We start from the raw sequence: 11,541 nt of genomic DNA, 5'->3' as shown, positions 1-11,541 counted from the left end.
CGCTGGAAGACCTCGACGCCGATGTTGCTCGCATCCAGGAGAGCCGTCCGTTCGAAGTCAAACCGTCGGCGGAGCGGTCGTCCCATCGCAGATCGCTGCCTGATCATCTGCCGCGCGAGGACGTCCTGCTTGATGTCGGCGGCACAGTCTGCACGTGTTGCGGCGGCACCCTGCATGCCATTGGCAAAAACGTGAGTGAGATGCTGGATTGGGTGCCAGCGCAGCTTCGCGTGATCCGCACCACGCGTCCGAAATATGCTTGCCGGACCTGCGAGACGGTGGTGCAAGCGCCGGCACCGGAGCGGCTGATCGGCGGCGGCCTGGCCACGCCAGCGCTGCTCGCGCAGGTGCTGGTGAGCAAGTACTGCGATCATACGCCGCTCTATCGGCAGTCGCAGATCTTCGCCCGCAATGGTGTCGATCTTCCGCGCTCGACGCTCGCTGGATGGGTTGGCGGCGCCTGCTGGTGGCTCGAAGCCCTGCACGAACGCCTCGCCAAGAGCGTGTTCGCTTCCAACCATCTCTTTGCCGACGATACGCCGGTGCCGGTGCTCGATCCCGGTCGTGGGCGCACCAAGACGGGGCGGCTGTGGGTCTACGCCCGCGAGCAACGCGCCTGGGCTGGACCGGAGCCGCCGGCGGCGATCTATATGTTTGCGCCGGACCGCAAGGCAGAACGCCCGGCCTCGCATCTCGAGCACTTCAAGGGCGTGCTGCATGTCGATGGCTATGCCGGTTTCGAGCAACTCACCGGCAAGGGAGACATCGTTCTTGCTGCCTGTTGGGCGCATACCCGGCGCAAATTCTATGACGTGGCTCAGGCGACCAACGGACCGATCGCGGTGGAGGCCTTGCGCCGGATCGGCCAACTCTATGCCGTCGAAGCCGACGTTCGCGGTCAGTCGCCCCCGCATCGGTTGGCATCTCGGCGCATCCGTTCGAAACCAATCGTCGATGCCATGCGGGTCTGGCTCGAAGCGCAGCTTCCGCTCTTGCCAGGGCGCAGCACGCTCGCCGAAGCGATCCGTTACGCGCTGTCGCGCTGGGAGGGGCTGACGCGCTTCCTGCACGACGGTCGCACCGAGCTCGACACCAATCCGGTCGAGCGCGCGATCCGGCCGGTCAGTCTTGGCCGCAAGAACCACCTCTTCGCGGGTAGCGACGGCGGCGGTCATCGATGGGCGGTGCTGTGCTCGCTGGTCGAAACCTGCAAGCTCAATGGCGTCGAACCCTACGCCTATCTTCATGATGTGCTCTCGCGCATGGTTGACGGACCCCCATCAACCGCCTCGACGAATTGCTGCCGTGGAACTGGAAAGCGGCAAATCCTGTCAAGAGCTGAGCGACGTGCAAGAACCGGACGCTTACCAGCCCCGCCAGACGCGCCCCGTCCGCCCATGGCTAACGCACCGGCTCCCTCGGCTGCGCGCCGTCCTTGCCGAGCGGCACGAAGAGATCGCCGTTTACGCCGGCGTGAACACCGTCATGGATGAAGAACAGCGACCGTCCGAGAGGAGCGATTTGCGCCTTTGGAGCGACAGGTTTGCTTTCGAACGTCTCGATGTCGGCCGCCGAAACTCCGGCCGCCTTGAGTTGGTCGAGGTACTCAACGGTCTCTTCTGGCAGCGGTTTGCCACGCTTCAAATGCTCGTCGTAGCGCTCGGGACCGGCATTGTAGGCGCCAAACAGGCCAGGAAATCCGAAGCGGTCATACATGGCGCTGAGATAGGCCGTGCCGGCCAGGATATTGTCGCGCGGATCGTGCGGGTTAGGCCCAAGGCCGTGTTCGACCCGCATCTCCTCATAGGTGCCGGGCATCACCTGCATGAGGCCCATGGCGCCAGCGGGGGAGGTGATGGGGCGGCCGTCGCGCATCGTCTTGCCGCCGCTTTCGGCAGCCATGACGGCATAGATCCAGGCTTGGGGAATATGGAAGCGCCGGCTTGCTTCCGATACCAACGTCTGCCACTTTCGCAGCTGCGGACTTTGGGAAATGGCGACCGTCTCAGCGCCGGTCGAGGCGGAACAGGCGCATGGCGCAATGGCGATCATGCCCAACAAGAGGAGGGTCACTCGGTCCATAGTGGTACGAGCCTCCCGATGACATTTTGAGTGGGAACAGGCCCGAAATAGCGGCTGTCGAAGGAGCGGTTTTTGTCGCTGCCGAGCAGGAAAACCTCGTTGTCGCCGAGCGCTCGGCAGCCGTTCCACCATGGCAAAGGTCGGCCTTCGGCATCGATTTTGAGCCGGCGCGCGACGATGTCGCCGCCGATGATGATGGCGTCATTGAAGGCGCAGACATTATCGTCCGGCAGCGCTGCAAGACGTTTTGCCAGCGGCACATTGCGAGGCAGATAGCTGCGCTCGGCGGCGAGATACGCCGCGTATTCAGGCGGGCGCACGAGCACGAGATCGCCACGCGCCAGCGCTCCCGCAGCGATGCGGTAAAGGCCGATCGGCGCGCTGGCCGAGGCGTTCCAGACCAGCCAAGGGGTGGGTTTTGCCAGCGCCGTGAAGCCCAAAAGACCGAGACCGGCCGCGGCCAAGGCGACCGTCTTACGGGCTCGAACACGCCGCAGGCGGCTGCCGATCAGATGGATGGAAGGGCGCCGGCTCATGAACGGCCTCCCTTGCCGCCCTGGCCGGAACCGGCCTCGCCATCGCCGGCAGTGGAGTGCTGCGGGTGTCCTTTCGACCAATGGTCGAGTTCATCTATGTGATAGCGGACATATCGGCCGTGCTTGCGGAATTTCGGGCCGCCGCCCTTGAGCCGCATCTTTTCGAGCGTGCGCTGGGAGAGCCCGATATAGAAGGCGGCTTGGGCTGTGCTGAGAAACGGGCTGCCCTTTTTCGCGCGGGCCGCGCGTTCGTTTTCGTCTTCCATGATGATCCTCGTTTCGCTTCGGACAAGCGAGGGCGAGGATGGGCGAGGGAGATCGTCTCGGGGACGGGCGAAGAGTCGGGGGAGAGTTTTCGCCGCCCTTTAGGGCGGACGGGGTTTGGGTGGAACTCCTGGGAATGAGCCCCGCGCCGGGCTGCGGCGCGAGGCTCTATGTCGGCCGATCAGTCGGCCGGGTTCCAGATGATGGCGTAGGTGTCGTCATCGTCCTGGCCGGCGGCGCGGCCAAGATTGGCGTAGAGCTTGCGCGGTCCGAACTCCGGCGCTGCAATCGACAGGCTCACATAATCCTTGCCAGAAGTCTCGCCGGTGCGGATCCAGCCGGCGCCAACTTCGACCCCTTGCGTCAGCACCCGGAAGTCGGGATGGTTATCGGCGCTCTTGGCCTGGTTGGGGGCGATATCGATGTCGGCGCGGACGCTGAGCGTCTTGAGCTGGCCCTTGTAGGCGCCGTTTTCCTGCTTGTTGACGTAACCGATCGCGGTCATTTCGAAGTCTCCTTTTGTGGTTTCGCCGGGGACCATCCCCTGCGATGGCGCACCGTAATGGGCGCGTCAGGGCCGCCTGAATCCGACAGGGCCGCAGCGACAGTGAAGGACCCGAGCGGGCAGCTTTTTTGTGAGCGAAGCGGCGCGAGGAAGCCGCCGCAGGCGGCGGGGAAAAAAGCTGATGGCGCGAGGGTTTCGGGCGGCCGGACCCGCCCATAGGTCGACAAGCCAGCCGCAGGGATGGTCCTTGGAGAGAGCATGGAGACCGCTCGCCAAGTGCGGTCTGTCAGCCAAGCAGGACGCCGGGATGAAACGGCCTGCAAAGATGCTGCGCCCTTATGCCGGATCGAGATCGGGCCAGCGGGTCGGGCGCCAGAGCAGACATCCGGCATGGTGCGATCTATGAAAGCAGGGCTCGCCAGCGGGAATTTGATACGCGAAGGGGCCAAAGTAAGGCTGGATGAGAAGCCGGTGCTACCTGCAGGTCCAGTGTCATGTGGCGGCGCTCGGGAAACCGCTACGCAATGTGACGCGCTCTTATGAGGCGAACAGACCGGCCCCAAAACCGATCGACCGGTGGTCGGCGCGAAACGCGTCATGCCTGTCCGAAAGCTGACAGTGGCAGAAGACGCATGTCGGGTTCCGCACAATTGACCATGCTGGATTTGTGAGGTTTTCAGGGAGAGCCATGCGTTCACTTCCCAGTGAGCTTTGGCACCGCATTTGCTCTTGAGATGTGGCAACACGGATCGAAGGTTGACTGCATGCACAAGCGCGAGATGAGCAATGCTCTCCTTTCCTGGAGGCTTGGCAGCAGATTCGATTGTGACGTTGCGAGGAGCTTCAGCCACTCGCGGCGGAAGTGATCTCAAATCTGAAGGGACCGTTGGGGCCGCAGCTATCAAACCCATCTTTCTCTTTTTCGCAGCTCGTCTTCAACGCGATGCGGACTTCTTCTGGAGAAGGGCTCGACTTGCAAAAAGGAGTTGTCAATGACGTCTTACGTTCGCACCAACAGCCCGGCGCAGGTGCGCTCACTGTCCACCTTTGGCAAGCATCTGCAAAGGAGCGTGCTGACGGCGACGCTGCTTGCCGCGGCTTCGACGGGAAGTGAAGCGCAGCCCTATGTTCGTGCTGACGGCAGCACGACTGACGACTTGGAAGCGGCGCGAGCAAGTTGGCGTCATGACGCCGAATTCAATGGAAATGTGGGGCTCGCAGCCATCAACGCGGATGCCGCGTATGCGTTGGGTTCCACCGGGGAGGGGGCCAGAGCTCCTCGCCTGCCCTCGTCCGTCTTGACGAGTGCCCGCTTACAGCCTACCTCACTATCGCGTTAGCACTCGTCCATCGCGAGTGCTAACAAAAACCCCTCAACATCCGCACCAGGGAAAAATCCGAAAATGGCAAAGTCGAAGTTCCGCCCGCTGCATGACCGCGTGGTCGTTCGCCGGGTCGAATCCGAATCCAAGACCGCTGGCGGGATCATCATCCCGGATACGGCAAAGGAAAAGCCGCAGGAAGGCGAGATCATCGCCGTCGGCTCCGGCGCCCGCGACGAAGCTGGCAAGCTCGTCCCACTGGACGTCAAGGCCGGCGACCGCATCCTGTTCGGCAAGTGGTCGGGCACCGAAGTCAAGCTCAATGGCGAAGACCTTCTGATCATGAAGGAATCCGACATCATGGGCATCATCGGCTCATATCAGGCCCTTTCGTCAACTGAATTCCCGGGCTCGATTGAAGCCCCTGCCAGGAGCTAAAAATGGCTGCCAAAGACGTAAAATTCTCCCGCGATGCCCGCGAGCGCATGCTGCGCGGCGTCAACATTCTCGCCGACGCGGTGAAGGTCACGCTCGGCCCCAAGGGCCGCAACGTGGTCATCGACAAGTCGTTCGGCGCCCCGCGCATCACCAAGGACGGCGTCACCGTCGCCAAGGAAATTGAGCTTGAGGACAAGTTCGAGAACATGGGCGCGCAGATGGTCCGCGAAGTTGCTTCGAAGACCAACGACATCGCTGGCGACGGCACCACGACCGCAACCGTTCTGGCACAGTCGATCGTCCAGGAAGGCCACAAGGCGGTTGCCGCCGGCATGAACCCGATGGACCTGAAGCGCGGCATCGATCTGGCCGTGACCGAAGTCGTCGGCGCGCTCGGCAAGGCTGCCAAGAAGATCAAGACCTCCGAGGAAGTCGCCCAGGTCGGCACGATCTCGGCCAATGGCGACGAGTCGGTCGGCAAGATGATCGCGGAAGCGATGCAGAAGGTCGGCAACGAAGGCGTCATCACGGTTGAGGAAGCCAAGACCGCCGAGACCGAACTCGAAGTCGTCGAAGGCATGCAGTTCGACCGCGGCTATCTCTCGCCCTACTTCGTCACCAACGCCGACAAGATGGTTGCCGAGCTCGAGGACGTCTACATCCTCCTGCACGAGAAGAAGCTGTCCAACCTCCAGGCCATGCTGCCGGTTCTCGAAGCCGTCGTGCAGACCTCGAAGCCGCTGCTCATCATCTCGGAAGACGTCGAAGGCGAGGCTCTGGCCACGCTGGTCGTCAACAAGCTACGTGGCGGCCTGAAGATCGCCGCCGTCAAGGCGCCGGGCTTCGGTGATCGCCGCAAGGCCATGCTGGAAGACATCGCCATCCTCACCGGTGGCCAGGTCATCTCGGAAGACCTCGGCATCAAGCTCGAGAACGTCGGCCTCAACATGCTCGGCCGCGCCAAGAAGGTGTCGATCTCCAAGGAGAACACCACCATCGTCGACGGCGCCGGCAAGAAGGCCGAGATCCAGGGCCGCGTCGCCCAGATCAAGCAGCAGATCGAAGAGACCACCTCGGACTACGACAAGGAGAAGCTGCAGGAACGTCTCGCGAAGCTGGCGGGCGGCGTTGCGGTGATCCGCGTCGGCGGTGCGACGGAAGTCGAAGTCAAGGAAAAGAAGGACCGCGTCGATGACGCCCTCAACGCGACCCGCGCGGCCGTCGAAGAAGGCATCGTTGCAGGCGGCGGCGTCGCGCTGCTGCGCGCTTCGGCCAACATCAAGGCCACCGGCGTCAACGCCGACCAGGCCGCCGGCATCAACATCGTGCGTCGTGCGCTGCAGGCTCCGGCCCGCCAGATCGCGGCCAACGCCGGTGCGGAAGCATCGATCGTTGCCGGCAAGATCCTTGAGAACAAGGGCGCGACCTTCGGCTACAACGCCCAGACCGGCGAATATGGCGACATGATCGCCCTGGGTATCGTCGATCCGGTCAAGGTTGTGCGCACGGCTCTGCAGGACGCGGCCTCGGTCGCCGGCCTGCTGGTCACCACCGAAGCCATGATCGCGGAGGCTCCGAAGAAGGAGTCGGCTGGCGGCGGCATGCCTGGCGGCATGGGCGGCGGCGGCATGGGCGGCATGGGCGGCATGGATTTCTAATCCAGCTCTGGCAGCTTTCGCAACGAGAGGGCGGCATCAATGCCGCCCTCTCAGACTGCTGACAAACCCCGTCGATTTTCGGCGGGGTTTTTTGTTATGTGATTGAAGTGTCTTGGACTGTTTGTGTCAGGAGATTTTGACAAGAGGCATTGAGCCTCATGCGCGGGCCGGCTTGGGTTTCGGGCACAGGCAAAGGGCGATCTTTTTGATGTTCTGGGCGGCGGCGGCGATCAGGCACTGGCAGGCGACCTTGGTGAGACTTCGGAACCGCGCATAGCGGTGACCATGCAGTTGCTTGGCGTCGGCGAAGGAGCGCTCGACGGTCTCCTTGCGGCGGCGGTAGATAGCCTTGCCCCATGCGGTCAGCCGGTTGGCGTCGGTGCGCTCCTTCGCATCGGCCCAGGCATGGCGGATGATGGTGCGTTGGGCCTTGGCATTGCTGGTGCAGGAGGCAAGCAGCGGGCAGTCGCGGCAGATAGCCGGGTCACTCTTGTAGTGGCGGTAGCCATTGCGGTCGGTGGTGGCGTAGGCCAGCATCTGGCCCTGTAGGCAGCGATAGCCATCAGCCGCCGGCTCATGGGTGAAGGAGGACGGACCCATCATGGCCGGGCTTGGGCGGTCTGGGGCGACGATAACCGGTGACACCGCGGATTGCCCGATCCTCCAGTCCTTTGGCGATGCCTGCCGTGGCATAGCCGGCGTCCAGCCCGACGGCGCCGACATCAAAGCCGAAGCGCTGCACCTGCCGATCGAGCCTCGACAGGTAGACGGTCGAATCGTGGACGATCGCCGTCGTGTGCGTGTCGGTGATGATGGCGTGCGCCGCATCCACCGTGCGATGGTCGAGATAGAAAAAGCCCTTCGGCTTGCCCTCGCGTACCATGTAGCCGCTGTCGGGGTCGGTGCGCGAGACCTTGGTCTCCTTAACCGCAGGCCGCCGCTCCTTCTGCTTCAGCGGCTTCTGGCCATGCAGCGCCCGTTCGGTGTCGATCGCACGATCGAGGTCGGCCCAATAGTCGGCCCGCGACTTGGCGATCATGGCAAGATCGTATTTGCCCTTGTTGGCGTTGGCCTTCAGATGGGTGGAGTCGGTGTACAGCACCGTGCCGTCGACCAAGCCCGCCCGGATCGCCTGCTCAACAATGCGGTCGAAGATCGCCTGCGACACGCTGGTGTCGTCGTAACGCCGCCGCCGGTTCTGGCTCAACGTCGAGGCGTCGAACACCTTGTCCGTCAGCTTCAGTCGCAGGAACCAACGATAGGCGACATTGACCTCGATCTCGCGCACCAGCTGCCGCTCCGAGCGAACGCCAAACAGGTAGCCGATGAACAGCGCCTTGAACATCAAGGTCGGGTCGAGCGGCGGGCGGCCATTGTCGGGGCAATACAGCGGCGCGGTCAGATCGTGGATGAAGGTGAAATCGATCACACGGTCGATCTTGCGCAAAAGGTGATCGGCAGGAACCAACTGATCCAGCGTCACCATCTCGAGCGCGGTCTGTTCAGGGGCGGGTCGCTTCAACATGACCCAGTGAATCAAAAACCCCCAGCAAATGCCAGGGGTTTGTCAGCAGTCTGAGAGGGCGGCATCAATGCCGCCCTCTTTTTTTGCGAACCTCGGTCCGATGAACGATCCACGCCAACGCCGGCCATCGGTGTTAGGGCAACCTCAAAAGAACTGTCGAGTTGGTTGCGCGCGGCTTTGCGTCATCAGAGGCGCAAGGCGGTCGCGTGTGAGGATTGCGCGGTCCCATAGGCGGTTTCGGCATGTGCCTCACCTTCGACATCGACATTGCGGCCAAGCAGGAAATCGGCGGCTTTCGAGGCATGGCTTGCGGCGCGGAAGATGGCGCGGTTGTCCTCGCGCAAAACCGTCAGCCATGAGCCGATGTAGTCGGCATGGCGCACGGTCGGCTCGATGCCGAGACTGCTGCAGATGAAGGCTGATGCGATTTCGGCGACGAGTTCCTCGCGCGCATAGGTGTTGGACCCGAAGGAGCCGGACAGGTCGCGCGCGAGTCGCCTCGGGTGGCCGGTCCAGTGGCCAAGCTCGTGAAAGCAGGTCCGGTAATAGTCGATCTGGTGGAAGAAAGCCGGCTGCGGCGGCACCTGTATGGTGTCGCTGCCGGGCATGTAGAAGGCGCGCTCGCCGCCGATGCGAAAATCAGCGCCGGTTGCATGAATGAGCGCCTCGGCCTGCGGGACAATCTCGCGCTCAGGCAGAGGCTCGCCGGCGTCGTAAAGATGTTCGGGCAGATTATCGCACTGCGCGACATTGAAGACGGTGAAGCGCTTCAGGAAGGGCACCGCCTGCGGTTCGTCGCCATCGGTGTCGGCGCGTTGCTTTTCGTTCTTGGGAACAAAGCGGTCAGCGTGAACGATGGTGGTGCCGTGCTCGCCCTTTCTGACATTGCCGCCAAGCGAAAGCGCCTGCCGGAAGGTGAGCCAGTTCTGGCTGGGGAAACCACGCTCGATGACCGCGCCCCACAGGATCAGGATATTGATGCCGGAATATCGGCGCTGGGTGGCCGCATTCCGCGGCAGGCCGAGGCCTGTCCTTGCCCTGCCCCACGGCTTGACCCATGGCACGGTGCCGCGCTCCAGTTCGGCAATGATGCGGTCGGTGATTTCCTGATAAAGGCTGGCGCCGGTGCGCCCGCCACTGTCTGCGCCAGCCTGTCGGCTGCCGCAACGTTTGTTGTTTGCACGCATCGTGATGTCCTCCGCTCTACAATCGCGCGCCCTCCCCGGAAGCGGGGTGGGCGGCAAAAGCGACCGGAAAGGCCCGCCGTCGGAGGCAGACTGCATCAGCAGGACCGGAACGGAGTGGAGGACCCGAAAGCGACAAGCGAAGGGTTGCGGGACGCCGCGGCGGGCCTAGAAGGGAGTGCTGCCCACCCTGCGCCAGGGGGAAGGCCACAATAGAAAGACGCCGGCCGACAGGCCGGCGACCGTCAGCAGCCGAAGGCTGCCCCGCGCCAGGGGGCGATGCCGCAGGGCCAAGACCGCCTGAGCTTGCCGAAGAAAAGCGGGCTCGGTTCACGAGCACCCGGCCAGCGACTTCAGGCGCGGGCGCTCAGGATTGTTGTTGGCGCCCACGGCAGCTGGATGACCGCAACAAGATTACGAGGAGCGACAGCAAGCCAGCTGCCACAAACGGCACGCTCCGGCAACAACAGCGTGGCCGATCTACAGATGCTGCCCCGCACGAGAGCCAGCACGCTTTGAGCGCGCATCGGCGATGCAAGCGTTGCAAGCTGGCCATGTCCACAAGGTCCGGCGGCCACTATATCGCCGACCACCAACGCGGGCGTACCGTCTAAGTGCAGACCTTTCGCGAGTGCGCGGACGCGTGCATTTCATCTGCGATGGCCGGATCTTGCATTCCCGCTTGAGCTGCTCAACGTCAAGGCCTACACGCGCTGCGATCTTGAGAGTGACCCTTCAACTGGGGGAAATCATAAGGGCGCGGTGGAATTCGTCGAACTTTCCCTGTTTTCTCGAGGCGAGTGCGGCGAAGGCTGGGAATTGGGAATCCGGTCCCAGGACCGGGAACTGTTTGATCACAAGCTTCAGATTGGGTTCATGCTTGAAGGCTTTTTGGTAGTTGATATCAGCCAGTCTGCAATGCGGACAGTTGTGGTAGTCATTGAATATGACCAGAACGGCATCGCCTTGCGGGTTGCCGGCGATTGGCGAAGGAGATAGTTGTCGAATGCGCCGCTCCACTTTTGCCTGTCGGTCGACCACGCCTGCCGGTGCAGGTTCGCGCTATATTGGCTCGCCAGCAAGGCGAGGAGTAAAAGAAGAGCTGCGACAGTGATGGCAGTCGGCTTAGACATGAGTCTCCAATCCATGGACGGCGTGGCAGCAACGGCCCGCCTTTTTGGTGTAAAATGGGTCAGTTTTGAATCGTGCCCCGCAGTTGCTACAGGCGCAAAAGTGCCGGTGCGATCTGGCGGTTTCTCAAATACGGCTTTGCGCCATCGGGTCCACCCCAATAGCTGAGCGTCGTTCGCACGGGGAATTGTGTTCACCACGCCGGGCGACTTGACCGTCCACCGCCAGAGCGCTGAACGGTCCGCTAGTGAGGCGCTCCCCGAATCGTCGTTTATCCCGCTCGCCCCGGACCGGGTGACAGCCAGCGTTGCCGCTACGCTGCGGAGAAAAACCGTCAGCGCGTGGCATTCGGACATAAGCTGATCAACGCCAAGAATAAGCCCCACGGAGGTGACCGGTGCGGCCGGAACAAGAAAGAGCGTTGCAGCCATTGTGACGAGGCCTGCACCGGTAATGCGGGTTGTTCCGTTCGAAGGGAACAATGCGACAAACAGCATGAGGATCCGGCAGCCGATCGGGAGATCAGTTTTCGTCGCTTGGGCGATGAAAAGGGCGGCGAGCATCATATTCGTGCCGTCCAGATTGAATGGAATGAGACCCACGACCGAATGCGTGGCGCCGGCCTTTTCCATCTTCTCCATGAGCGAGGCCAGCGCGGCCTCTGAGGAGGACATTGCGAGCAGCAGCTCGTCCTTGATGTATCGGACGAGAGAGAAGAGCGAGCGGCCGTTGTAGCGGCAGACCGCGCCGAACAGGACCGAGAGGAACAGGACCGAGAGGAACAAGACTTGCAGGATGTCGCCTTCCGCGAAGGCACTGGCAATCGTTGACGGGATGATGTTCATCAGGAAGCTGGTCACGGACTGCTCGTGAGCCGTGGCCACATAGCCCTTAAC

9 protein-coding genes and 3 pseudogenes are annotated in these 11,541 nt (G+C 62.7%); 4 read left to right on the top strand and 8 right to left on the bottom strand.

Annotated elements, in window-relative coordinates; translation table 11 throughout:
* Window positions 1-1,283 (top strand): annotated as a pseudogene (locus EOD15_RS18470) (IS66 family transposase); the annotation flags it as partial.
* Window positions 1,284-1,401: 118 nt separating this feature from the next.
* Here EOD15_RS18470 and EOD15_RS18465 read toward each other — a convergent pair.
* The 4 genes from EOD15_RS18465 to EOD15_RS18450 all read right to left on the bottom strand — a co-directional run bounded on the left by EOD15_RS18465 (window position 1,402) and on the right by EOD15_RS18450 (window position 3,387).
* Window positions 1,402-2,082, bottom strand: coding sequence for a transglycosylase SLT domain-containing protein (locus EOD15_RS18465; RefSeq protein ID WP_127318493.1), 681 nt, complete (start codon window positions 2,080-2,082; stop codon window positions 1,402-1,404).
* Window positions 2,070-2,618, bottom strand: a complete 549-nt coding sequence (locus EOD15_RS18460; RefSeq protein ID WP_127318495.1) for a S26 family signal peptidase — start codon at window positions 2,616-2,618, stop codon at window positions 2,070-2,072. Before EOD15_RS18460 ends, EOD15_RS18465 begins: the two co-directional genes overlap by 13 nt.
* A complete protein-coding gene (locus EOD15_RS18455; RefSeq protein WP_127318497.1) occupies window positions 2,615-2,884 on the bottom strand; it encodes a helix-turn-helix domain-containing protein in 270 nt (89 codons plus the stop codon). Before EOD15_RS18455 ends, EOD15_RS18460 begins: the two co-directional genes overlap by 4 nt.
* 179 nt (window positions 2,885-3,063) lie before the next feature.
* Window positions 3,064-3,387 carry a DUF736 domain-containing protein gene (locus tag EOD15_RS18450; RefSeq protein WP_127318499.1) on the bottom strand — a complete coding sequence of 108 codons (324 nt, stop codon included), beginning with the start codon at window positions 3,385-3,387 and terminating at the stop codon, window positions 3,064-3,066.
* Window positions 3,388-4,379: 992 nt separating this feature from the next.
* Here EOD15_RS18450 and EOD15_RS18445 point away from each other — a divergent pair.
* From EOD15_RS18445 to groL, 3 genes and pseudogenes are all read left to right on the top strand, one after another.
* The gene (locus EOD15_RS18445; RefSeq protein ID WP_063169239.1) at window positions 4,380-4,727 is read left to right on the top strand and encodes a hypothetical protein; all 348 of its coding nucleotides are present in this window, start codon (window positions 4,380-4,382) and stop codon (window positions 4,725-4,727) included.
* Window positions 4,728-4,790: 63 nt separating this feature from the next.
* A pseudogene (gene groES, locus EOD15_RS18440) lies at window positions 4,791-5,084 on the top strand (co-chaperone GroES); the annotation flags it as partial.
* A 65-nt stretch (window positions 5,085-5,149) separates the two neighbouring features.
* Window positions 5,150-6,805, top strand: coding sequence for a chaperonin GroEL (gene groL, locus EOD15_RS18435; RefSeq protein WP_127408716.1), 1,656 nt, complete (start codon window positions 5,150-5,152; stop codon window positions 6,803-6,805).
* A gap of 156 nt (window positions 6,806-6,961) precedes the next feature.
* Here the strand turns inward: groL and EOD15_RS18430 are convergent.
* The 4 genes and pseudogenes from EOD15_RS18430 to EOD15_RS18415 form a co-directional block, all read right to left on the bottom strand.
* Window positions 6,962-8,330, bottom strand: a protein-coding gene (locus EOD15_RS18430) for an IS1182 family transposase (RefSeq protein ID WP_127382146.1) whose coding sequence is annotated in 2 segments (ribosomal slippage) — window positions 6,962-7,408 and window positions 7,410-8,330 — 1,368 coding nt in all. Because the reading frame shifts where the segments join, the coding sequence is not laid out codon by codon here.
* A 185-nt stretch (window positions 8,331-8,515) separates the two neighbouring features.
* Complete coding sequence (locus tag EOD15_RS18425) at window positions 8,516-9,517, bottom strand: zincin-like metallopeptidase domain-containing protein (RefSeq protein ID WP_127319925.1); 1,002 nt, start codon at window positions 9,515-9,517, stop codon at window positions 8,516-8,518.
* Window positions 9,518-10,249: 732 nt separating this feature from the next.
* Window positions 10,250-10,534, bottom strand: a complete 285-nt coding sequence (locus EOD15_RS36815) for a thioredoxin domain-containing protein (RefSeq protein WP_245463706.1) — start codon at window positions 10,532-10,534, stop codon at window positions 10,250-10,252.
* A 237-nt stretch (window positions 10,535-10,771) separates the two neighbouring features.
* Window positions 10,772-11,541, bottom strand: a pseudogene (locus EOD15_RS18415) (cation:dicarboxylase symporter family transporter); the annotation flags it as partial.

It is taken from the genome of Mesorhizobium sp. M7A.T.Ca.US.000.02.2.1, assembly GCF_003996995.1.
In the GTDB taxonomy this organism is placed as follows: Bacteria; Pseudomonadota; Alphaproteobacteria; order Rhizobiales; family Rhizobiaceae; genus Mesorhizobium.
This window is presented reverse-complemented; position numbering and strand designations above follow the sequence as displayed.

What these genes read in the sequence shown, in the direction of transcription:
- EOD15_RS18465 (WP_127318493.1), bottom strand. Translation starts at nt 2,082, where the DNA reads ATGGACCGAGTGACCCTCCTCTTGTTGGGCATGATCGCCATTGCGCCA.
- EOD15_RS18460 (WP_127318495.1), bottom strand. Translation starts at nt 2,618, where the DNA reads ATGAGCCGGCGCCCTTCCATCCATCTGATCGGCAGCCGCCTGCGGCGT.
- EOD15_RS18455 (WP_127318497.1), bottom strand. Translation starts at nt 2,884, where the DNA reads ATGGAAGACGAAAACGAACGCGCGGCCCGCGCGAAAAAGGGCAGCCCG.
- EOD15_RS18450 (WP_127318499.1), bottom strand. Translation starts at nt 3,387, where the DNA reads ATGACCGCGATCGGTTACGTCAACAAGCAGGAAAACGGCGCCTACAAG.
- EOD15_RS18445 (WP_063169239.1), top strand. Translation starts at nt 4,380, where the DNA reads ATGACGTCTTACGTTCGCACCAACAGCCCGGCGCAGGTGCGCTCACTG.
- groL (WP_127408716.1), top strand. Translation starts at nt 5,150, where the DNA reads ATGGCTGCCAAAGACGTAAAATTCTCCCGCGATGCCCGCGAGCGCATG.
- EOD15_RS18425 (WP_127319925.1), bottom strand. Translation starts at nt 9,517, where the DNA reads ATGCGTGCAAACAACAAACGTTGCGGCAGCCGACAGGCTGGCGCAGAC.